A 21,883-nucleotide genomic window follows, 5' to 3' on the forward strand; every position below is an offset into this window, starting at 1 on the left:
CATTCAGACAATCCAACCTGGCGAATGCTTAAACTACTTCGCCAGTGCTGGATATGGTTCCATCAAAAAGTGAAATGCTCTAAGGCAGCTCCAGGAAACAATGGGAACCGGTTTTCCGCTCGTCACTGCGGAAAACCAGCATGTTGGCGCAGTTCGAATTTTCACGAAAATGCCGAATTGTTCTAAGCCGCGCGTTCCGCATTGTCCGTGGCTGCAGCCGCATTGGGCTTGTGATCGGGGATGGATACGCCGATCACCGTGCCAACACCTTCGGTTGAGCGGATGCGCAGCCAGCCGCCATGGAGTTCAGCCAGCGAACGCGAAATGGCAAGACCAAGTCCCGAACCCGTATGGCTCTTGGTGAACTGGTTTTCGACCTGTTCAAATGGCTGGCCGATCTTCTTGATTGCCGATTTCGGAATGCCGCAGCCGGTATCCTGGATCAGCATGAACAGGCTGGTTTCGGTCTTGCGGGCGCGCACCGTAATCCTGCCGCCATAAGAGGTGAACTTGACGGCGTTGGACAAGAGATTGATCATGATCTGTTTGACCGCGCGCCGGTCGGCGAAAAGCTGCATGGATTGGTCAAGCCGCGTTTCGACGGCGATATTCTTTTCATCCGCCTGTAGCGAGATCATGCGCACGGTTTCATTGATCAGCGGGTAGAGATCGATCTGCTCCCGGTCGAGCGAGAAATGCCCGGCCTCGATCTTCGACATGTCGAGGATGTCGTTGATCACATTGAGCAGGAAGGTGCCGCTGGTGTGAATGTCGTTGATATATTCCTCGTAGCGGTCAGAGCCGAGCGGGCCAAAGGTGCCGGCCTGGATCATTTCCGAGAAGCCGATGATGGCGTTGAGCGGCGTGCGCAATTCGTGTGACATATTGGCGAGGAATTCCGACTTGGCGCGGTTGGCCGCTTCGGCGCGTTCCTTTTCCTGGGCATATTTGCGCGCAAGCTCGGAGAGTTCACGCACACGGTCGCGCTCGCTCTTGCGCGCAATGGAAAGATCCTGAATGGTCGCCATCAGGCGGCGTTCGCTTTCCACCAGACGTTCCTGATGCAGTTTCAGCTGGGTAATGTCCGTGCCGATCGAGACCAAGCCGCCATCCTGGGTGCGTCGTTCATTGACCTGCAGCCAGCGCCCGTCGCTCAGTTGACGTTCAAAGGTCTGGCCGCCTGCGCGACTATGTTCATTGGCCATGCGGCGTTCAAAGGCAAAGGGACGGGTATGTGCATCGACTTCGCTTTTCGGCACGCCCGGCTTCAGCGTCCAGAACGGCAGACCGGCATATTCGCTGAATTTGGAATTGGCCATGACGAGACGGTTGTTGGCGTCCCACAGCACGAATGCTTCCGAGATGTTTTCGATTGCTTCGCGGATGCGCATGTCGGCTTCTGCCGTCTGCTGGGCCAGACGATGCTGTTCGCTGACGTCAAAGGCAATGCCGACCAGATGCAGGTCGCTTTCGCTGGCAATTTCGGCACGCACGCGCATCCACACCCATGAGCCATCGGCATGGCGCATGCGGAAGACCTGATCGACATGCGAGATCTGGCCTGCGGCAGCCTGTTCGGCAATGGCGTAAAGATCACCGTCATCGGGGTGAATGATCGCCGCCACATCGCCAAAGGCGAGCACGGCATCCTGTGCCTCATAGCCCAGCATCTGGTACATGGAGCGCGACCAGTAGATGCGACCGCGTGCCATGTCCCAGTCCCACAGGCCACAACGGCCGCGCCGCAGCGCCAGGTCAATCCGGCGCTGGATCTGTGCGGACAGGTCATCAGCCTCGCGCGCACGGGCTGCCTGACCAAAATAGGCATAGAGAATGGCAAACAGCACGCCAATCGTGGCGGCAAAGAGCGTCGCATTGACCGAAACCGTCTGCCGCCAGCCGGCAAAAATGCTGCTTTCGGGTTCAACGGCAAGGACGGAATAGGGCGCCTTTGCCGACTTGGACAATGCGCCATAGGCCGGCTCGCCATTGACACTCACTTTCATCACGCCGGCGCGGTCGGCAAACAGAAACAGCGGCTGTGCATCAGACAGCAGCACATCAGCCTGCATGCCTTCCTTGTCGGTAAAGGCACCGGATACGGCAAGCATCGTGGACTGGCCATCCAGCACGGCAATGGTCATGCCCGCCGTGGGCAGGCCGCGCGTGCGCAATTCGGCAATCAGCGCCTTGAGTTCGGATAAGCTGAGCTGGGTGCCCCCCTCCAGCTGCTCGCTTGCGCGATCCATCATCAGTGCAAGACCGGAGGCCGTGGCCGACAGGGCAGAGCGGTGATGCTGTTCAATGTCGTTTTTCCAGGTGATGAGCGAGAAGGTCCGTGCCACACCCAGAATGATCAGGAAAAGAATGACAAGCGCAGGAACGAGACGGCGCAGGATCGGTTCCATATGGACAAACTTGCTGTATGCGGGCCTCGCAAGGAGACTGACATGACCGGAAAGCCTGCCTTTCTTCCTCTTCCGACCGGAATCGCAATGCGTCCCCGCCGGCGCGCCATACGCGTCGGTGTTCGCCATTCTTGGCCCCTCTTGCTGCCTGCGAATGAAATGATTCGGAATACGCCACGTCCGAATGAGCACAATGAATCAAAAGTGATTCGCGCTGTCCAGCGATTTCGTTAACAGATCGTAAAAATCGATAACTTTACCGATAGATTCCGCTTGAGTCTCAAGGGCTTAAGGTGAAGTCTCCGACAGGAATCATCCGCTAAATCCATGAAAAGACTCAAACATTTTCCGGATGCAAACTGGCAGGACTGCCAGTCGCTGCATCCGGCGTTGAAGGTGTGCAGATCGGCATGGATGCTGCACGCAAGGCGCGAATCAACTGCCACGCATGACAAGAGACGAATCAGGCCAATGTCCGCTCCACGATATCGCGCAGATCGGTTGAGAGTTTTTGCATTGCCGCAATGCGCTGAAGCGCAGCCTTCGCCTTTTCGCGGCGCTGGTTTTCGAGTGACCGCCAGGAACGCATCGCCGTCAGCAGACGCGCGGCAAGCTGCGGATTTTCCGGATCAATAGCCAGCACCGTGTCGGCAAGGAATTCATAGGCTGCGCCATCCACGCGGTTGAAGCCGGTCGGATTATTGGCCGAGAAAGTGCCGATCAGCGATCGCACCCGATTGGGGTTGTCGAGTGAAAAGGCAGGGTGTCTTGTCAGCGCCTTTATGGCGGCAAGCACCTCCGGTCCCGGTTGCATGGCCTGTACGCTGAACCATTTGTCCATCACCAGCCCGTCCTCGCCGAAGCGCTGTTCAAAGGTGGCAAGCGCATTGCGTGCCTCGTGACTGCCGCCAAAGCGCTGCACCAGCACGCTCAAGGCGGCAAAACGGTCGGTCATGTTGTTGGCTGTGGCAAACTGATGGGCGGCGCGATCCGGGCTCATCGCATGACGGCTCAGATAATCAAGCAGGATGTTGCGCAGGGAGCGCCTGCCTGCTGATTGCGCATCGGGCGAGAAGGGACCTTGCTGCGTCAGTGACTGATAGAGTGCGGCAAAATCGTCCGCATAGCGCGCGGCAATTGCTGCCATCAGGCGATCACGCGCTGCCAGTATGGCATCCGGGTCGACATTTTCACCAATTTCGCGCGCAATGTCGTTTTCGCTGGGCAGCGACAGGCAAAGCGCACGAAAGGCCGGGTCAAGCGTGGTGTCAGCGGCAATCCGTCCGGCAATTTCCAGCACATGATCATCGATCTGCATGTCCTTGCCGAGGCGCAGATGGCGTGCGCCTTCGGTGAGGACTTGCGTGAAGATCATGTTCAGCGCCTGCCAGCGCGCCACCGGATCACTGTCATTGAGCGCAAGGAAGATCTGCTCACTGGTGCTCAGTGATGCGACGAGATTGACGGGGGCTGAAAATCCGCGCAGCAGCGACGGAACCGGTCGCGCCGCAAGGCCGTGGAAGGTGAAGGTCTCGCTTTCACGCTGCAGATAGATCACACCATCATGCACTTCGCCGCCCGTAACCGCTGAAGGCACCATGTCCTTGCCATCCGGCCCGATCAGGCCAAAGGCAATGGGGATCAACATCGGCTTTTTGTGCGGCTGTCCCGGTGTCAGCGCAAGTGACTGCTTGAGCGTGATGGAATAGGTCTGGGCCTTTTCATCATAGGCGAAATCGGCTTCCAGCTTTGGCGTGCCAGCCTGATCGTACCAGAGCGCGAATTGCGAAAAATCCTTGCCAGACACATCGGCAAAGACCTTGATGAAATCCTCGATCGTCGCAGCCTCGCCATCATGGCGCTCGAAATAGAGATCCATGCCCTTGCGGAATAGTTCCGGCCCGATGATTGTATGGATCATGCGCACGACTTCCGAGCCTTTTTCATAGACGGTCGCCGTGTAGAAATTGTTGATCTCGCGATATTCGCGCGGGCGCACGGGATGGGCGAGCGGGCCTGCATCTTCCGGGAACTGCTGGGATTTGAGAATTTTCACCTCGGCAATGCGCTTGACCGGGCGCGAGCGCTGGTCGGCGGAAAATTCATGATCACGATAGACGGTCAGGCCTTCCTTGAGACAAAGCTGGAACCAGTCGCGACAGGTGATGCGGTTGCCAGTCCAGTTGTGGAAATATTCATGCGCAATCACCGCCTCGATTCCGGCATAATCCGTGTCGGTCGCGGTTTCCGGATCGGCCAGAACATATTTGTCGTTGAAGATATTGAGCCCCTTGTTCTCCATGGCGCCCATGTTGAAATCCGACACGGCGACAATGTTGAACACGTCGAGATCATATTCGCGGCCAAAACGCTTCTCGTCCCAGGCCATTGAGCGCTTCAGTGCATCCATGGCATAAAGCGCGCGGCCTTCCTTGCCATGTTCGACATGGATGGCGAGATCAACCAGCCGGCCGGAACGCGTGGTGAAATGATCCTTCACGACACCAAGCGAACCGGCAACGAGGGCAAACAGATAGGACGGCTTGGGATGCGGATCATGCCAGATGGCATAATGGCGCGCGCTGTCGACTTCGCCGTGTTCAACCGGATTGCCATTGGAAAGCAGAATGGGAGCGGCCAGTCGGTCGGCCTCGAGACGCACCGTGTAGACAGACAGCACATCCGGCCGGTCATAATAATAGGTGATGCGGCGGAACCCTTCTGCCTCGCATTGCGTGCAATAGACGTCGCTTGAACGGTAAAGGCCTGAAAGCTGCCGGTTGGTTGTCGGATTGATTTCCGTGACAATGTCGAGCGTAAAGCGCTCGGCGCTTGGCACATCGCGAATTTCCAGCAGGTCTGGTGTTGCCCTGTAGCTGTTGTTGCCAGCCGGAATGCCGTTAATGGCAAGGCTGATGAGCTTGAGTTCATCGCCGTCCAGAAGCAACGGCGTACCCGGCTCTGTGCCGGGACGGCGCTCGATCGTCAGCCGGGCATGCACGATGGTGCGCTCTGGTGCAAGCCTGAAATCAAGCCTTGTCTCAGGAATTGCGTAAGGGGTTGGGCGGTAGTCGCTGAGGCGGAACGTCTGGCCGGTTTCTGTACGCATCACGGAACTCTTCTGGCAGATTATGGTACAGGAAGTCGTACTCGCCTTTTGCCGAAACGACAAGAAAAGCAGCACGATAATTTAATGCTGCAACAATCATGACACGGCTGGCGCTTTGCTGCGAACCTGCTTATGAATGCAATGATCCACTGGCAGATTTTGTTTGCAGCAAGGAACTGTGTCGTGCCCGCGACCACATCGGCCGAAGCCCCCCATACCGAATTCAGGCCCATGCTCGGCATCGGACTCAAGATTGCCTCTGTGGCAATCTTCGTCTGCATGTCGACCCTGCTGAAGGCATCCGATGGCGTGCCGGTCGGAGAACTGGTCTTTTTCCGTTCCTTCTTTGGCATATTCGCCCTGCTTGGCTATTATGCCGCCCAGGGCCAGCTTGCAGGCCTGTTCCAGACCAGGCATGGTTTCAGCCATTTCTGGCGTGGTCTGGTCGGTGTCTTTTCCATGTCGTTCGGCTTCTTTGCCCTGACCAGACTGCCCCTGCCGGAAGCCATTGCCATCAATTATGCCTCGCCGCTGATCACGGTTATCCTGAGCGCCATCATCCTGCATGAGGTCGTGCGGCTTTATCGCTGGAGTGCGGTCTTCTTTGGCCTGATTGGCGTCATGATCATCCTCTGGCCAAGGCTGACAGTATTTTCGTCCGAACAGCTGGTCGGCTATGATGAACTGATCGGCGCAGTGGCGGCCTTCATCAGTGCCTGTCTTGGTGCGGTTGCCATGCTGCTCGTCAGGCATCTGGTCCAGACCGAAAGGACCGGCACCATCGTCGTCTATTTCATGATTTCAGCCAGCGTGCTTTCGCTGATGACCATGCCTTTTGGCTGGGTCATGCCGAGCGGGATGCAATGGGTCATGCTGATCGGGGCAGGGCTGTGCGGCGGCATTGCGCAGATCCTGCTGACCGAATGCTACCGCTATGCGCCAATGTCAACAATCGCGCCCTTTGAATATACATCGATGCTTTTGGGGCTTGGCATTGGCTATTTTGCCTTTGGCGATGTGCCGACCATGACCATGCTGGTCGGCAGCATGATCGTGATTGCGGCAGGCAGCTTCATCATCTATCGCGAGCACCAGCTTTCCCTGTTGGAGCAAAGACGGGAGGCAATGCATTAGGCTCAGCCCTTGCCGCTTTCTGCACGCGGATCAAGCTGCATCGTTTCCGGTGTTGTCTTGTTGTCCGGTGGATGGAACTTGAACTCGGTCTTCTGGTCGCTGATGGCCGGGCGCTGCCGACGGCGAATGCGCCACAGCGCATGCAGGCCATAGAATGCAAAGGCAAAGGCCATGGTGATGAAAAAGCCCGGCGCACCGATCATGTCCATGAGCGGGCCGGATACGGCCGGGCCGATTACACTGCCCACGCCATAGATGATGAGCAGGCCGCCGGAAATCTTCACGAATTCATTGGCATCGGCATAGTCATTGGCATGGGCGACATTCAGGCTGTAGATCGGATAGATCACCGAGCCGAACAGGAACATCATGATATAAAGCATGATCGCCGATGTCGGCTGAAACGTGATCATGATGGCAGACAGTACAAAGCCGATAATGCCTGCCACAACCATGACATAGCGGCGGTCGACGAAATCGGAGGCGCGTCCGATCGGATACTGGAAAACCACCCCGCCAATCATGGCGCAGGCCAGCATGGTGGCAATGCCGAAGGTCGAAAGCCCGTTCATCTCGCCGAAAATTGCGGCAAGGAAGTTCCATGTACCTGCCACGATACCGGCAATCAGCGACCCGACTGCAGCGGCGGGTGAACGGCGATAAAGGCCCTTGAGGTCAAGCGAGACCTGTGTGAGTGGCCGAGGCGACTGGGCATTGGACAGTGCCGTCGGCAGGAGTGCGGCGGCATAGATGAGCGCGCAGATGATGAACAGGGTCTGTGTCCCCGGGTCACCAAAGGGCAGAATATACTGGCCGCACAGAAGGCCGATCATGGTGATGATCATGTAGACCGAAAACACCATGCCGCGCGTTTCATTGGTCACGCGCTCATTGAGCCAGCTTTCAATGATCATATAGCTGCCAGCAAGCGAAAAACCGGCAATGCCGCGAAAGATCATCCAGGTCACAGGATCGATCACCAGTGCATGCAGCAGCAGCGCCATGCACAGAAGTGTCAGCAGCGCCGAAAAGACACGCACATGGCCAACCCGGCGCACAAGATGCGGAATGATGATGCAACCCGCCGTGAAAGCCAGCGAATAGGTCATGCCCATCCAGCCGATGGTGGTGGTCGTCCAGCCTTCCATGCCGCCGCGCAAGGGCAGAAGAATGCCTGCAAGCCCGCCTGCAAGCAGCATCAGAAAGGTGCTGGTGAGCAATGCAACAATCGGCAGGAACTGCCCGGCCATGACAGGACTCCACTCAACGAGACGGGGACAATGCTTCGAGCATTTCGCACATTGTTAAAACATGCAAATTGCTTCCATTTTTGACAAGCGCCCAAAGCACATTTGCGTTTGTGGAAGACATGCTGGACTTAATTAAGGCAGTTTGATGGGCGGCAAAAAGTCTTTTCCTTACAGGGAAGAAATCTCCGCCAGCTTCATTTTGACAGCGAGAAAATCACGCCATGCCAGACGCTTTTGCGCGGATGCACGCAGAAGATAGGCCGGGTGCAGGGTCGGCATGACCGGAATTTCAACGCCGGAACGTGTCCGGTGCAGCTGCCAGTTGCCGCGCAGGCGCAGGATTCCCTCTGTCGCGCCGGTCAGCGCCTTGGCCGCAGGGCCGCCCAGTGCGACAAGAATTTTCGGCGCGGCAAGCTCGATCTGGCGTTCGATAAAGGGCCGGCATAATTCGGTCTCAAGCGGGGTCGGCGTGCGGTTGCCCGGCGGACGCCATGGGATCGTATTGGCGATATAGACATTTTCGCGTTTCAACCCGATCGCTTCAATCATGCGATTGAGCAACTGGCCGGACTTGCCGACGAAGGGCAGGCCTTCAATATCCTCATCGCGCCCCGGCGCTTCGCCAATGAACATGATGTCGGAATTGGGGTCGCCATCGGCAAAGCACAGATTCTTGGCAGTAAATTTCAGGCGACAGCCATCAAAGTTGGCAAGACGCTCACGCAGTTCTTCCAGCGTGCTGGCCTGCGATGCGGCCTCACGTGCAAGCGCAATCTGGCCGCTGTCCGGAAGATCCTGGGCAGCCTGTACCGGGCGCGCGGCGGGGACAGCGGCATTGGATGATTCTGACGCAGATCCTGCCGTGCTTTCCGGGGCAGGCCGGGCAGTCGGTTTTGTCGTGGCGGGTTCGGGTGTGGCAAAACGGTCTATCGGTGTCTCTGACAGGGGCGTGTCAACGCCAGCCTCTGCGTAAAAGCGCAGCAGACCTTCCAGATCAAGTGTTCCACCATTTTCGTTCATGTCCAAACCTCACCGCATGAGGTGGCGAATTTTGCTGACGATTGCAAGCCTATATGCGTTATGGACAGGAAAACCTGTTCATCGGCATATGCAGCCCAAATATTTTTCTACCAATGCGTCAGATTTTTGCTACAGATGGTACAAAATTAGACCTTATAAAATTTACGTTTACGTTAAGGTAAAAACATAGTAGGTTTTGTATGGGTTGACGGACAATTGGACGCATAGGCGATGCTGATCAACTCTGCGACAGGGATAATCGAACCTGGGCACAAATTGCGCCAAAAACAAATGATGTTGGCTTTTTGGACAAAGTTGCGCCAAAAGCCGAGAGGAACAAGATTCTGGCTGAGGTTGCGGCCATGCCGCATCCGCCAAGCGCTGCCAGACGGAGGGACGAATGACTGAAGCCAATGAGCTTCCTGAACGCGAGAGCATGGAATTTGACGTGGTGATTGTGGGGGCAGGGCCTGCCGGTCTTTCTGCTGCAATCAGGTTGAAACAGATCAATCCCGATCTCTCGGTTGTCGTGCTTGAAAAGGGCGGCGAAGTTGGTGCGCATATTCTCTCTGGCGCAGTGGTTGATCCGGTCGGCATCGACAAGCTTCTGCCGGGCTGGCGCGAGGAAGAGGGCCATCCGTTCAAGACACCGGTGACGGATGATCATTTTCTGCTGCTTGGGCCTGCAGGCTCCGTGCGCCTGCCCAATTTCCTCATGCCGCCATTGATGAACAATCATGGCAATTACATTGTCTCGCTTGGCAATGTCTGCCGCTGGCTTGCAACCAAGGCGGAAGAGCTTGGTGTTGAAATCTATCCGGGCTTTGCCGCCACTGAAGTACTCTATAATGACCAAGGTGCAGTCATCGGTGTTGCCACCGGTGACATGGGCGTTGAGCGCGATGGCACGCCGGGCCCGAACTACACCCGCGGCATGGCGCTGCTTGGCAAATATACGCTGATTGGCGAAGGTGCGCGCGGCTCGCTCGCCAAACAGCTGATCGCCAGGTACAAGTTGGATGAAGGTCGTGAGCCGGGCAAGTTCGGCATTGGCCTGAAGGAATTGTGGCAGGTTGATCCGTCCAGGCACAAGCCTGGTCTGGTACAGCACTCCTTTGGCTGGCCGCTCGACATGAAGACCGGCGGCGGTTCGTTCCTCTATCATCTGGAAGACAACCTGGTTGCGGTCGGCTTCGTGCTGCACTTGAACTACAAGAATCCTTATCTTTCGCCATTCGAGGAATTCCAGCGCTTCAAGACGCATCCGGCCATCCGCGGCACCTTCGAGGGTGGCAAGCGTTTGGCCTATGGCGCGCGCGCCATCACCGAAGGCGGCTATCAATCCGTGCCGAAGCTCTCCTTCCCGGGCGGTGCGCTGATTGGCTGTTCGGCAGGCTTTGTGAATGTGCCGCGCATCAAGGGCAGCCATAATGCTGTTCTCTCCGGCATTCTGGCGGCAGAAAAGCTGGCGCAAGCCATTGCGGCCGGCCGCGCCAATGACGAGCCGATCGAGATCGAAAACAGCTGGCGTTCGAGCCTGATCGGTCAGGACCTGAAAAAGGTGCGCAACGTCAAGCCGCTCTGGTCGAAATTCGGCACGGTATTCGGCGTTGCGCTGGGTGGTCTTGATATGTGGACGAACCAGCTGTTCGGCTTCTCGCTGTTTGGCACGCTGAAACATGGCAAGACCGATGCGCAGTCGCTTGAACCGGCCGCCAAGCACAAGAAGATCGACTATCCGAAACCGGATGGCGTTCTGACTTTCGACCGTCTGTCGTCGGTGTTTCTGTCCAACACCAATCATGACGAGAATGAGCCAATCCATCTTCAGGTGAAGGACATGCAGTTGCAGGTCTCGTCTGAGCATGATGTCTTTGCTGGCCCATCGACGCGCTATTGCCCGGCTGGTGTTTATGAATGGGTGGATGCGGATGGCAATGCAGCGACTGATCCGAGCGCGAAGAATGTGCGCTACGTGATCAATGCGCAGAACTGCGTCCACTGCAAGACCTGCGACATCAAGGATCCGAACCAGAACATCAACTGGGTTCCGCCACAGGGCGGCGAGGGGCCGGTTTATCCGAACATGTAATCGAAAGGCGGCCATGAGCCGCCTTTTTCATTGCAGCATGGCCGTGGTGCTGTCGGCTTCTTCCTCTTCCTGCGGGGAAGGTGGCGCAACGGAAAAATCAAGCCGGACGGGAAGATGGCTGGAACCTGCTGCCGCGCGCAGCCAAATGTGCGGTGCCTCGATCTGTTGGCTCACCAGAACATGGTCGATTGCAAGCCCAGACACAGGCGCAAAGCTGTCTGGCAATGGGCGGGGCAGCCAGGTACCTCCATCTTTCTCCATCAATCTGGTGCCGGTCTCATGTGCAATCTGGCGCAACACGCGGGACCACGGGGCTGCCTTGAAATCGCCGGCAAGAATGGCTGGACCGGATATCTGCCTGAGATGTGGTGCGATGGCCTGTAATATTTCACTCTGCCTGCCTGGCCATGGCCAGTCGAGTGCAATGGAGGCGACGGTAACAGGCGTGCCTCCGAGGTCAAAGCGGCTTGCGGCATAGCGGCCGTCCGCGTCACAGACCGGCTCTCCGCCCTCACTAAATGGGCGACGGGACAAGATGCCAGTGCCAATGCGGTTATTGTGGCAATCGACATGATAGTGATAGCTGCCGCCAAGAATAGTAAGCCACTTGTCCCAGCTTGGATCTGCCCCCTGATAGGCGATGAAATCCGGCTTTTCGCGCGCAATCATCTGCATGATGCGCTTGTGATCGGTGGAGCTGCCGCCAAGATTGATTTGCACCAGACTGTAGCGCGCGCCTGTCTGCGTGTTGGCCGCACTGGCTGCACTTTTTGCTTCGCCCATCAGGTTGCGCGTTGCCGACAAGGTCGTGCCCAGGGCAAGCAGCGCGAAGAGCACGATCATCGCTCCTTCGCGGCGCAATGGCGTGAAGAGTAGGGGCAGGCCAAGCAAGACGAGCAGAACCGCTAAATGGCCCCGGAACAGAGCTAGCGTGTCAAAAGCAGGGCTAAGACCGCCTATGAAACCCAGCACAAGCGGTACAGAGATGACAACCGCGATGACCAGCAGAATAAAGGGGTAGCGAGAGGCGGATTGTGACATGATCTGCTGCTAGACCGGAAATATGGCGCGGTGATGAAATCGCGCCATATCAGCTTACTGGAATGCCGTTTCATAGAAGCTGCGCAACTTGCGCGAATGCAGGCGTTCATCTGGCATGGCGGCGATTTTTTCCATGGCGCGAATGCCAATCTGCAAATGCTGCGCCACCTGCCGCTTGTAGAATTCGGTTGCCATGCCCGGCAGTTTCAGTTCGCCATGCAGGGGCTTGTCGGAAACGCATAACAGCGTGCCATAGGGTACGCGGAAGCGGAAACCATTGGCGGCAATGGTGGCTGATTCCATGTCGAGCGCGACTGCACGCGCCTGTGACAGGCGTTGAACCGGCCCGCGCTGGTCGCGCAGTTCCCAGTTGCGGTTGTCGATGGTCGCCACAGTGCCGGTGCGCATGACACGTTTCAGTTCATAGCCCTGCAGGCCGGTGATCTCTGCCACGGCTTCTTCCAGTGCGATCTGGATTTCCGCCAGAGCAGGCAGTGGCACCCAGACCGGCAGATCATCGTCCAGAACATGGTCTTCACGCATATAGGCATGCGCCAGAACATAATCGCCGAGTTTCTGCGTGTTGCGCAGGCCGGCGCAATGGCCAAGCATCAGCCATGCATGCGGACGCAGAACCGCGACATGATCGGTGATGGTCTTGGCATTGGACGGGCCGACACCAATATTGATCATGGTAATGCCGGCATGGCCTGGCTTTTGCAGGTGATAGGCCGGCATTTGCGGCAGTCTGGTTTCGGTGCCGCTGGATGGCGTGGTTTCGCCTGCACGGGTGATGATATTGCCGGGCTCGACGAACTGGGTGTAGCCGCCGCCGCCTTCTGCCATCAATTGCCGCGCATAGGCGCAGAATTCATCGATGTAGAACTGATAGTTGGTGAACAGCACATAGTTCTGGAAATGGGCTGGGCTGGTCGCTGTATAATGCGCAAGCCTGTGCAGCGAATAGTCGATGCGCTGCGCGGTAAAGGGCGCAAGCGGCAAAGGCTCGCCGGGGGCAAGCTCCAGATCGCCATTGACGATCTTGTCGTCTGTTGCAGACAGATCCGGCACGTCAAACAGGTCACGCAAGGGATGCGAGAAGGCGCTGGCAATGGAGGCTTCCACATAGGTGCCTTCCCTGAAGGCGAAATGCAGTGGGATCGGCGTTGCAGATTCGCGGATCGTGACCGGGACGCCATGATTGCGGATGAGCAGCCTGATCTGTTCGACAAGATAATCCTCAAAAAGGTCAGGCCGGGTGATCGTTGCAGCATATTCGCCTGGCGTCGAAACATGGCCATAGGCCAGACGCGTATCAATTTGCGCAAAGCTTGCGGTTGAAATCAGGATTTCAGGATAATAGGCGCGGTAGCGCTGCGCAGGCAGTTCGCCGCGCGCCACTTTCTCAAAGGATGTGCGCAGAAATTCGGTGTTTCGATCATATAGCTTGCACAGCGCCGCGACCGCGGCACGGGCATCGGTGAAAACCTCCGCTTCGACAAAGGGAGGCGTTTTGATGTCAGTCCAGAGAGGTTGTTCGATTCGCTTGGTCATAAGGCACTATACCAAATATCCATTCGTATAGTGCGCCCTTTGCAGCATGATTTTTATCAACTTGACGCCTTATTGCCGTGGCTGGTCAGAATGGTCGTCTGCTCAATGCGGGCTGTATGGCGCTGGTTGACGAACAGGGCAGCAATGACCGCAAAGCCCATGATCAATAAATAAACAATTGTCACGCGTTTCAGCAAGGTTCCGCTCCAGATGATATTTCACCGGAATTTATATAAATCTGCTTGTCCGAACCGTTCCTGACTGGCCCGTTCATCTGGCGTTCAAAATTATTGAAGTCCGGCTTCTGCCCTTGTGCCGGCGCACAGGGCATCTATGATCGGCATATGCTCACAGCATGCAAGGCGCATTATTCAGATCAGGAGACGCCCTATGACTGGACTGGCAACTGAACAAACCAAACCCATCGAACTTTATTACTGGCCGACCCCGAATGGCTTCAAGATCAGCATCATGCTGGAAGAACTGGGCGTTCCCTATACGGTCAGATATGTCAATATAGGCAAGGGCGATCAGTTCAATCCCGACTTTCTGAGGATCGCACCGAACAACCGTATGCCGGCCATTGTCGATCCGGAAGGCCCGGGCGGCGAGCCGATTTCAGTGTTTGAATCCGGAGCCATCCTGCTTTATCTCGGCCGAAAGTTCGGAAAATTTTATCCTTCCGATGAGCGCAAGCGTGTTGCCGTCGAGGAATGGCTGATGTGGCAGATGGCAGGCCTTGGCCCCATGTCTGGGCAGGCGGGTCACTTCCGCATCTATGCGCCGGAAAAGGTGCAATATGGCATCGACCGCTATACGAATGAGGTAAACCGTCTTTATGGTGTGCTCAATCGCCGGCTGGAAGGGCGCGATTACATAGTCGATGACTATTCAATTGCCGACATGGCCTGCATCGGCTGGATCAATGCCTATAAAAACTACGATCAGAATCTTGATGATTTTCCACATCTGAAAAAATGGCATGAACGCATGAATGCGCGTCCTGCCGTGCAGCGCGGTCTTCTGGTGGGCAAGGAAGAACGCGAAAAGCATAATCTGGCAACCGACAAGGAAGCACAAAAGATCCTGTTCGGCCAAAAGGCACGTTGACTCCCAAAAGGCACGTTACCCCCAAGAGGCGTTGATCCTTCGCCCATGGGGCATTGTGGCAGAAATGATTGGAGCGCTATGCGTTTATCGGGCGCATGGCGCTCTGGAATCTTCAGTCTTTGCAACGGATTATTGGCGGGCGAGATTCTCACTCTTGCAGATCAGCCCGCCCATGACACAGCCGGACAGGGACAGTGTATTGCCCTTGACCGATGCCTTGCCGCTATAGGTCTTGCCTTCATCCAGCTTGCGCACCTCGCCCTCGTAGCGGCCATTTTCACCCGTCATGGTGCTGAAGCTCTGTCCCTTGTATTGGCCCGTCTGCACCGTGCCGCAGAATTTCTTCTCCCCGCAGGGTGCATAGCTGACGATGGTTCCGTTTGGGCGCTTCCAGTTGCCGACAATCGGCTCAGCCGCAAGCGCCGTGGCCGAAAATGCCGTTGTGATCGATAATCCCAGGATAATGCTTCTGATCATGATCTCCTCCCTTGGTCAGAAACCTGAAACGGCTTCTGGCTGCACAATCTCCAGGGATGACACCCTTCCGGTCATGTCATCCCAGTCATGTCATCACAGTCTCGGCTGAGCCATTTGCGAATGTTTCAGACGGTTCGCATGTGCGTTCAGCCACAGCCATGTGAAAACTCCCCTTTTCACATAACTTACGCGCACGTAAACGTAATGCATAATTTGTGGCGGGAAAAGGGATTTCTGTGTTTTCGCGGGCAAAAATCAGTCCATTTCATGGCATGCAAGCCAAAGGCAAATGACGGCATGGTTATCATCCGGTTTCAAAGGCAGGCATGCGCCCTGGGGAAAAGTTTTGGAAAAGCATTTATTCCAAAGTACTTGCATGTTTAATGAATTACTAGGTTTACCCATTGTTTGGAATTTGTTTGTGACCTGTTAAGTATCTGGTTTAACGCGCATTTCAGCCATGTATCCTAATTTTGACTGTATGGACGGGACAAACCGGTCATGGCCTCTGACTGCCGTGAAATGAGGACCGGGGTTCCGATTGATATTGAACAGGGATATCAGCATGGCGCATTTTCATGGCTCACAAAACAGGCAGAAAGCGGAAGATCTGATCCTTCTGGAAATGGGGCTGAAATTCGCAATCGGCCGCGACTGCGATATCAATGTCATAGAAGCGCATAAGTGGCTGAATATTGCCGCCATTCGCGGCAATGAAAAGGCTGCCCGCATGCGCAATCAGGTGGCTGCCACAATGACCAAGGCAGAGCTGGCCGCAGCCTTGCGCAGTGCGCGGGAATGGCTGGCATCGCATTGATGGGACATGCAAAGGGCGCGCATGCTTATGCGCCTGGTGCGCTTGTGGCTTGTTGCAAGCGCATCCCGGGTCACGGCTTTGCCGGGTGGTTATGCCATTGCAGTATGTTTTATTATTAGTGCTTGAAATGACTTCATAATATTATCAGCGGGTCATGCATGGGCATGGGGAATCAATAATAAACATAGAAAATCATAGTAAAAACGCATTTTTGACTATTTCCGTGAGAAATACTGCATTGACTTGGAAAATCTGCAAGAGCAGATTCAGTCATGACATACATGCTGCGTCTGATGCGTGCCGATGTGTTGAGTGATTGCAAAGCCGCGAAGCGTAGTGTGCAATGCAATTGTCAAATTGGACAGGGAGCAACGGGATGTCTATTCGTACGTTAACCGCCTTTGCTGGCTCGGCCATCATAATGAGCGTCTCTGCGGTCATCTTTTCTTCGCCAGCCAATGCGTTGACGATGAAGGAGTGCAGCGCCAAGTACCAGGCCGCAAAGGATGCGGGTACGCTTGGGAATATGAAATGGAATGATTTCCGCAAGACGCAATGTGGCGATGCCTCTGCTCCGGCTCCATCCAGCCAGCCGACCAAGTCTGCAAAGGCAGCCAAGAATACAACCGCTGCGGATAATCAGGCCAAGGGTCTGAGCATGAAACAGTGCAGTGCCAAATATCAGGCCGCCAAGGAAGCCGGCACGGATAATGGCATGAAGTGGAATGATTTCCGCAAGGCGGAATGTGGCCCTGGTGCAGATCCGGTCGCCTTGAGCACGGATGGTGACAAAGAGCCACCAGCACCGACGATCGCAGCCCCCAAGGGCGTGAAATTCCCGAGTGCGATTTCGGCAAAATATGCCAACGAGCCCGCGGGGAAGGCACGCATGCACACCTGCCTTGATCAGTATCATGCGCTGAAGGACGCCAATGCCTTGAACGGCCTGAAATGGGTGCAGAAGGGGGGTGGCTATTACAGCCTGTGCAATGCCCGTCTCAAGGGAAATTCATAAGTTGCGCGCAGTCTGGCCGGGATGGCAGGCTTGAAACCTTCTCATCGGGTTGCGGCGGCCATCCAGTTGCCGGGTGAAGCAAAGGTGCGGAGATGTGATGCATTTTCGCGCCTTTTCGACAAATGGGCCAGACGGGATCGTCCAGCCCGGGAGGAGTACAGCTTTATGCCGCCGAAATGGTTTGCAAACCCGCGTCGAGCCGCTTGGTAGGCCTGCTCCAAGAGTCTTTCCTGTGCGCCGGCCTTTCGGTGCCATTTCCATTGATCTGATGAGCCGAAAGCCCTCAGCCATTGGGTTGGTTGGTTACGCAAGGTACAGCTTGATATGACGCGTCAGCAAGTGCATGAAGGGGCAATTAACGTTTTGATCCCCAGCCACTTATTGCAATGCAAAGCCAGCCCAGCATCATGAGCGTGCCGCCGGTGGGGGCTGCGAACGGAAACAGGCGGCTGCTGGCCAGATCGCGATATATAAGATCACCACAGAACAGGGCAAGACCAACAATCAGGATGGCTGCGCCAATATTGGCAGCACGGCTGGTGGCAGCAATGATGGATAAGACGAGCAATGCCGGCGCATGGGCCAATAAGAGGGGAGCGATTGTGCCCAGGTAATTTGCGCTTCCATGTGCAGCACCGGCATAGGCAGCTATGCCCAATACGCCACAGATACCTCCAATCGTGCTCAATACGAGATTGCGAGACTGGTTGCGTGCAAGATCAGACATTTTCTCTCCGGGTTATAAGTGTTGTATCCTAGGTAATTCCAGGAAAAGCGGAGATCGGTTTCCGGAATTGTTCTGAGCGCGTCATTGTGCATCACACGGATGGGCTGGTCGGTCGACGTGCGTCGGCCAGAGCTTGAGGCAATGCTTCCTCGAACGGATCCAGCTGTTCATCCGTGCCGACGCTGACACGGATACAGCGATCGAGAACAGGTGCCGCTGGTTTGCGCACGAATATGCCACGATCGAGCAAGCCATTGAGAACCTTGATGGCAAATTGTGCATCAGCGCCACAATCGATTGTGACGAAATTGGTTGCTGAGGGGATTGGCGCAAGGCCATTGGCGCGGGCGATGGCTGCGACGCGTTCTCGTGCCTTCCGGATCCGCTTCACCACGTCTCGCAAGTAATTCTGATCCTTGAGAGCCATCAGAGCTGCGGCTTGCGCCATGCGGCTGACAGCAAAATGATCGCGCACCTTGTCGAATGCAGCGATGGCTTGCGCGCAGCCAATGGCATAGCCGCAACGTATGCCAGCAAGGCCATAGGCCTTTGAAAAGGTGCGCATACGCAAAATATTCGGCCGATCCGTCTCAAAGGGTGGGAAAGCGAAAGCCGGGCCCGTTTCGCAATAGGCTTCATCAAGCACCAGCATGGTCGTTTCCGGCACGCGTTCCACGAAGGTCTGTATCTCTGACCCCTCATGCCATGTGCCCATCGGATTGTCCGGGTTTGAGATATAGATGATCTTGGCATCATGTTTGCGTGCGGCATCAAGCATCGCATCCAGATCGGAATGATCATTATGATAAGGTACGGTAATCAGTGCGCCGCCATACCCTGCCACATGATAATTGAACGTCGGATAGCCGCCGAGTGAATTGATGACCTTGTCGCCTGGCTGCACATATTGACGGACGATCAGGCCGAGCAGGGCATCGACACCGGCGCCAACCATGACATTTTCAGCGCCAATACCATAATGCGCAGCGATAGCATGACGCAACGCATGGTTTTCCGGGTCGCCATATTGCCAGATGGCGCTTGCCTCTTTCTGCATGGCCTCAATCACCGATGGGGCAGGGCCAAAACTGTTTTCATTGGCGCCAAGGCGGGCGCGGAACGGCTTGCCCCGGTCACGCTCCAGGGTTTCCGGACCAATGAATGGAACGGTGGTAGGAAGTTGGGCAACGATCTGAGTCAGACGCGGAGATGCCATGGTGGCTCCAGGAGAAATGATTCATGGGGGTGACAGTTTGCCCCGTCTCATAGCGCGAAATAACCACCCTTTTGTCAGGACGGCAAGATTGTTCTGCATGGCTGGCAGTGGGCGTTAACGTGTTCTTCCGCAAATAAAAACGCCGACGGTTTCCCGTCGGCGCCTGATGCATCAAGCATGCATTCTATTAGAATGAACGCTGGAAGCGAATGATACCACCCCAGGCATCCTTGATTTTGATGTCTTCTTTTGCAGCTTCAACGCGGTATGGATGATCCCTATCCCACTTGGTGAAGGAAACTTCCGGCGTGATGGTGAAGCCAGGAACGAGTTCATATGCAACGTTGGCGGTAAGGGCGGTCTTGCCCCATTCTTCATATGCAGCCTGGAAGTTGAATGAAGCCTGCTGGGTTGCCTTGTACTTGAAGCCGCCCCAGACTGCCCAGTTGCCACCCCACTGACCGAAGTTCTGGAGCGGGGTTTCGTCACCAGAATATGCACCCTGTGCCCAGATCGAGAACTGGTCGGTGATGTTGACATCGGCGCGGATCTTGCCAGACCAGTCTTCGATGACCGAGTCATAGGCAGCAATACCAGCGATCTTGCCCCAGCCGCCCTGATACTTCACGCCACCAAGGATGTGTGGGACATAGCCGTCGATGATGTAGTTGTCAGCACCTTCTTCGAGGGCTACAACAGCCGAGAAGCCATTGCCAGCGTCGAAGTTGTAGGCAATCTTGCCGGTACGGTACGGGGTTGCTGCAACGACGTCATCGTTGATGACATCGCCAAGGCCGCCGGTGAAGATGTGGAATTCAGATTCGTCGATACCGACCTTGAAACCACCGAGGGTGATGTAGGCAAATTCCATGACAGTGCCAGAGGTGGTATAACCATAATAGCCGTCATGACCCGAGGCAAAGGCTTCATAGTTGAAGCGCAGTTCGGTGTAGGTCTTCAGAGTGCCGAGTTCGGTTTCCGTGCCGGTGCTTACACGCAGGGCGAAACGGGCACGCTTGTCCCAACCTTCACGATCCCAGCCATTATAGACATCGTCACCGCCACGAACGTCGTAACGAACATAGCCATGGATGCGCAGGCAGGTTTCGGTGCCTGGGATGTAGAAATAGCCAGCGCCGTAAGCGTCGCAAACGCGGACATATTCAACGGCTTCTGGTTCAGGCGCAACAACTGCATCAGCTGCCTGAGCGCCGGTAGCTGCAACAAGAGCCGCAGCGGAGCCAAGAAGAAGGCTCTTCATGTTCATGTCTGACCTCCAGTCAAAGTTCATATTCGGGGCTGGGAATTTTGATTTTGGCTGGAGTGGTCCTCCCCCCTGTCCCTATCCCCCCTGAGAGAGTCACGCCGAAGCGTACCCTTTCGACGGTGGAGGATACTTGGAAGAGTTGATGTTTCAATAATGAATAGGGATACAGTTTGTTGCCATGTATTCTAAGCGACGCCATTGTTGCAAAAAAGACACGAATTTGCCTGGGTTGTCTATACATCTTATGGAATGTTAAGGATGTTTAAATTGCAACTTGTTGTTTTAGTTGTTGTTTAACCGTCAGTTTGTACTGGGAGTTGTGCCGGCGACATTTTATGGAAGGTGTGCGAGGAAGCTTTATTTCATTTATCTGCGATGAATTTGGGGATCATTTTCGTTATTTTCACTTCCCTGCCTGGGGAATGCACAATGGTATTGCCAATCTGCGGTATTGCCAATCTGCCAGGACAGCCGGATCACGGCATATTCTTCGCTCAGGCGTTTAAGGCTTATCAATTCCAATCGGGCGGATCCTGATCCAATGGCCGCCGCTTCCGAAGCACGACTTCAGTGGAGGATCCGGTTGAATGATCGCAAGTGAGAACCCCGTATTTTAGTCCAGGTGAATTCGCTTTGCTGATAGGGAATCAGATGGGTGAGCGCATATTCAATCTGTGTGGGGTCCAGAGGGCATACTGTAATTCTGGACAATCGTGTTGCCCACAAGGGTACGAGGGACAAATTTCACGGAATTTGCCTGAATTTCTCAGCAAAAACGCGGTTTGTTCATGTTATGAGCCGCAATTTTTCGCCGTTTGAGAAATTGAAAGAAATTCTGTATGAAGCGAAAAAGCCCTTGTTTTCTAAGGTTTGTAACGCTATGTCGAAACCGTGGAGAGGTGGCCGAGTGGTCGAAGGCGCTCCCCTGCTAAGGGAGTAGACCTCAAAAGGGTCTCGTGGGTTCGAATCCCATCCTCTCCGCCAGTACTTTTAGTCATACATTTGATATTGTTGCGATAATAGGTCTGAAGCCTATCGATTGCTGGAATTGCGCTGCAAAATGGCGGCAGCAAGCGCGTTGGTCTTGCTATCACGGCGATAGCCCATTTCCATTAAAATTTCCGATCAAACGAATTGCAGGGATCTGCGCTTTAATCCGTAATATGAACTGGTGGTGCAAATGGCCAACCTCGCCAAAAGGATAGCTGTGTGAGGATGACAGCTGCATGGTCCTTGTTTTTCTGGGGCAAGTCTTTGCCGCGTCATACGGAAGTCAACATGATCCTTGAGTGTGGTCGCTGTCGTTGAAACTGTTGAGGTTGGTATTGACAAGGCCTGTGTGTAGATCGGTTGAATGGCTTCAAGGGGGCGATGTGCTTGACTGGCGCGGCAGTCCCGCATTCCGTTCATGTTCTTGTCTGATTCATCAACCAGCGGGGGCAAGTATTCCGTCGGTTCGCCTAAGTACGATACTGTGCCATGTTGGGTATCTGTATCATTGGATGAAATGAATTCTGAAAAATGCGGGATTTTTGGATTGTTGTACTGCTTTGCGCAGATGTCTAAGAGCCCGACTCAAAATTCCATTTTTGCGATACGCCTCGTCATTCGCCTGATTGAGGAGATGACCATCCAAGCTTGTGACG

At 55.3% G+C, this 21,883-nt stretch carries 17 protein-coding genes and 1 tRNA gene; 7 read left to right on the top strand and 11 right to left on the bottom strand.

Features of this window, described 5'->3' with window-relative positions:
- Window positions 1-182: 182 nt before the first annotated feature.
- Window positions 183-2,537: a PAS domain-containing sensor histidine kinase gene (locus tag ACFO1V_RS10815; protein WP_374834049.1), complete on the bottom strand. Its 2,355-nt coding sequence runs from the start codon at window positions 2,535-2,537 to the stop codon at window positions 183-185.
- Window positions 2,538-2,871: 334 nt separating this feature from the next.
- Window positions 2,872-5,517, bottom strand: coding sequence for an aminopeptidase N (gene pepN, locus ACFO1V_RS10820; RefSeq protein ID WP_374834047.1), 2,646 nt, complete (start codon window positions 5,515-5,517; stop codon window positions 2,872-2,874).
- 231 nt (window positions 5,518-5,748) lie between these two features.
- On the opposite strand from pepN, the gene ACFO1V_RS10825 reads away from it, so the two are divergent.
- Window positions 5,749-6,651, top strand: a complete 903-nt coding sequence (locus tag ACFO1V_RS10825) for a DMT family transporter (protein WP_374834051.1) — start codon at window positions 5,749-5,751, stop codon at window positions 6,649-6,651.
- Window positions 6,652-6,653: 2 nt separating this feature from the next.
- Here ACFO1V_RS10825 and ACFO1V_RS10830 read toward each other — a convergent pair whose 3' ends face one another.
- Both ACFO1V_RS10830 and ACFO1V_RS10835 read right to left on the bottom strand, forming a co-directional pair.
- The gene (locus tag ACFO1V_RS10830) at window positions 6,654-7,901 is read right to left on the bottom strand and encodes an MFS transporter (RefSeq protein ID WP_374834045.1); all 1,248 of its coding nucleotides are present in this window, start codon (window positions 7,899-7,901) and stop codon (window positions 6,654-6,656) included.
- Window positions 7,902-8,069: 168 nt separating this feature from the next.
- On the bottom strand, window positions 8,070-8,921 hold the full coding sequence (locus ACFO1V_RS10835; protein ID WP_374834043.1) for a uracil-DNA glycosylase family protein: 852 nt from the start codon (window positions 8,919-8,921) through the stop codon (window positions 8,070-8,072).
- Window positions 8,922-9,321: 400 nt separating this feature from the next.
- Here ACFO1V_RS10835 and ACFO1V_RS10840 point away from each other — a divergent pair, with 400 nt between their 5' ends.
- Complete coding sequence (locus ACFO1V_RS10840; protein WP_374834041.1) at window positions 9,322-11,013, top strand: electron transfer flavoprotein-ubiquinone oxidoreductase; 1,692 nt, start codon at window positions 9,322-9,324, stop codon at window positions 11,011-11,013.
- Between the two features lie 27 nt (window positions 11,014-11,040).
- On the opposite strand, the gene ACFO1V_RS10845 is transcribed toward ACFO1V_RS10840, so the two are convergent.
- The 3 genes from ACFO1V_RS10845 to ACFO1V_RS10855 are packed head-to-tail and all read right to left on the bottom strand — an operon-like array spanning window position 11,041 to window position 13,805.
- On the bottom strand, window positions 11,041-12,054 hold the full coding sequence (locus tag ACFO1V_RS10845; protein WP_374834039.1) for an endonuclease/exonuclease/phosphatase family protein: 1,014 nt from the start codon (window positions 12,052-12,054) through the stop codon (window positions 11,041-11,043).
- A gap of 54 nt (window positions 12,055-12,108) precedes the next feature.
- Window positions 12,109-13,608, bottom strand: coding sequence for an AMP nucleosidase (locus ACFO1V_RS10850; protein ID WP_374834037.1), 1,500 nt, complete (start codon window positions 13,606-13,608; stop codon window positions 12,109-12,111).
- A 56-nt stretch (window positions 13,609-13,664) separates the two neighbouring features.
- Window positions 13,665-13,805, bottom strand: coding sequence for a hypothetical protein (locus tag ACFO1V_RS10855; RefSeq protein ID WP_374834035.1), 141 nt, complete (start codon window positions 13,803-13,805; stop codon window positions 13,665-13,667).
- 193 nt (window positions 13,806-13,998) lie between these two features.
- On the opposite strand from ACFO1V_RS10855, the gene ACFO1V_RS10860 reads away from it, so the two are divergent.
- The gene (locus tag ACFO1V_RS10860) at window positions 13,999-14,718 is read left to right on the top strand and encodes a glutathione binding-like protein (protein WP_374834033.1); all 720 of its coding nucleotides are present in this window, start codon (window positions 13,999-14,001) and stop codon (window positions 14,716-14,718) included.
- 129 nt (window positions 14,719-14,847) lie between these two features.
- On the opposite strand, the gene ACFO1V_RS10865 is transcribed toward ACFO1V_RS10860, so the two are convergent.
- Window positions 14,848-15,195 (bottom strand): DUF2147 domain-containing protein, encoded by a 348-nt coding sequence (locus ACFO1V_RS10865; protein WP_374834031.1) that lies wholly within the window; start codon window positions 15,193-15,195, stop codon window positions 14,848-14,850.
- Between the two features lie 565 nt (window positions 15,196-15,760).
- Between ACFO1V_RS10865 and ACFO1V_RS10870 the strand changes: the two genes are divergently transcribed.
- Together ACFO1V_RS10870 and ACFO1V_RS10875 are read left to right on the top strand one after the other, a co-directional pair.
- Window positions 15,761-16,012, top strand: a complete 252-nt coding sequence (locus ACFO1V_RS10870) for a sel1 repeat family protein (protein WP_374834029.1) — start codon at window positions 15,761-15,763, stop codon at window positions 16,010-16,012.
- A gap of 376 nt (window positions 16,013-16,388) precedes the next feature.
- Complete coding sequence (locus ACFO1V_RS10875) at window positions 16,389-17,027, top strand: antifreeze protein (RefSeq protein ID WP_374834027.1); 639 nt, start codon at window positions 16,389-16,391, stop codon at window positions 17,025-17,027.
- A 355-nt stretch (window positions 17,028-17,382) separates the two neighbouring features.
- On the opposite strand, the gene ACFO1V_RS10880 is transcribed toward ACFO1V_RS10875, so the two are convergent.
- The 3 genes from ACFO1V_RS10880 to ACFO1V_RS10890 form a co-directional block, all read right to left on the bottom strand.
- Entirely contained in the window at window positions 17,383-17,754 is a 372-nt protein-coding gene (locus ACFO1V_RS10880) for a DUF423 domain-containing protein (RefSeq protein WP_374834025.1), read from the bottom strand.
- Window positions 17,755-17,845: 91 nt separating this feature from the next.
- Entirely contained in the window at window positions 17,846-18,970 is a 1,125-nt protein-coding gene (locus ACFO1V_RS10885; RefSeq protein ID WP_374834023.1) for a pyridoxal phosphate-dependent aminotransferase, read from the bottom strand.
- Window positions 18,971-19,157: 187 nt separating this feature from the next.
- A complete protein-coding gene (locus ACFO1V_RS10890; RefSeq protein WP_374834022.1) occupies window positions 19,158-20,237 on the bottom strand; it encodes a porin in 1,080 nt (359 codons plus the stop codon).
- Between the two features lie 893 nt (window positions 20,238-21,130).
- On the opposite strand from ACFO1V_RS10890, the gene ACFO1V_RS10895 reads away from it, so the two are divergent.
- Window positions 21,131-21,221: transfer RNA gene (locus tag ACFO1V_RS10895), tRNA-Ser, on the top strand.
- A gap of 424 nt (window positions 21,222-21,645) precedes the next feature.
- Window positions 21,646-21,883 (top strand): hypothetical protein (locus ACFO1V_RS10900; protein WP_380075103.1); only part of this gene is annotated, 238 nt, incomplete at its 3' end.

Origin of the sequence: Daeguia caeni (genome assembly GCF_042653845.1) — a bacterium.
GTDB lineage: Bacteria > Pseudomonadota > Alphaproteobacteria > Rhizobiales > Rhizobiaceae > Brucella > Brucella caeni.

Bases quoted from the DNA above. Each gene is read 5' to 3' on its own strand.
- ACFO1V_RS10815 (WP_374834049.1), bottom strand. From the start codon at position 2,537: ATGGCGAACACCGACGCGTATGGCGCGCCGGCGGGGACGCATTGCGAT.
- pepN (WP_374834047.1), bottom strand. From the start codon at position 5,517: ATGCGTACAGAAACCGGCCAGACGTTCCGCCTCAGCGACTACCGCCCA.
- ACFO1V_RS10825 (WP_374834051.1), top strand. From the start codon at position 5,749: ATGCTCGGCATCGGACTCAAGATTGCCTCTGTGGCAATCTTCGTCTGC.
- ACFO1V_RS10830 (WP_374834045.1), bottom strand. From the start codon at position 7,901: ATGGCCGGGCAGTTCCTGCCGATTGTTGCATTGCTCACCAGCACCTTT.
- ACFO1V_RS10835 (WP_374834043.1), bottom strand. From the start codon at position 8,921: ATGAACGAAAATGGTGGAACACTTGATCTGGAAGGTCTGCTGCGCTTT.
- ACFO1V_RS10840 (WP_374834041.1), top strand. From the start codon at position 9,322: ATGACTGAAGCCAATGAGCTTCCTGAACGCGAGAGCATGGAATTTGAC.
- ACFO1V_RS10845 (WP_374834039.1), bottom strand. From the start codon at position 12,054: ATGTCACAATCCGCCTCTCGCTACCCCTTTATTCTGCTGGTCATCGCG.
- ACFO1V_RS10850 (WP_374834037.1), bottom strand. From the start codon at position 13,608: ATGACCAAGCGAATCGAACAACCTCTCTGGACTGACATCAAAACGCCT.
- ACFO1V_RS10860 (WP_374834033.1), top strand. From the start codon at position 13,999: ATGACTGGACTGGCAACTGAACAAACCAAACCCATCGAACTTTATTAC.
- ACFO1V_RS10865 (WP_374834031.1), bottom strand. From the start codon at position 15,195: ATGATCAGAAGCATTATCCTGGGATTATCGATCACAACGGCATTTTCG.
- ACFO1V_RS10870 (WP_374834029.1), top strand. From the start codon at position 15,761: ATGGCGCATTTTCATGGCTCACAAAACAGGCAGAAAGCGGAAGATCTG.
- ACFO1V_RS10875 (WP_374834027.1), top strand. From the start codon at position 16,389: ATGTCTATTCGTACGTTAACCGCCTTTGCTGGCTCGGCCATCATAATG.
- ACFO1V_RS10880 (WP_374834025.1), bottom strand. From the start codon at position 17,754: ATGTCTGATCTTGCACGCAACCAGTCTCGCAATCTCGTATTGAGCACG.
- ACFO1V_RS10885 (WP_374834023.1), bottom strand. From the start codon at position 18,970: ATGGCATCTCCGCGTCTGACTCAGATCGTTGCCCAACTTCCTACCACC.
- ACFO1V_RS10890 (WP_374834022.1), bottom strand. From the start codon at position 20,237: ATGAACATGAAGAGCCTTCTTCTTGGCTCCGCTGCGGCTCTTGTTGCA.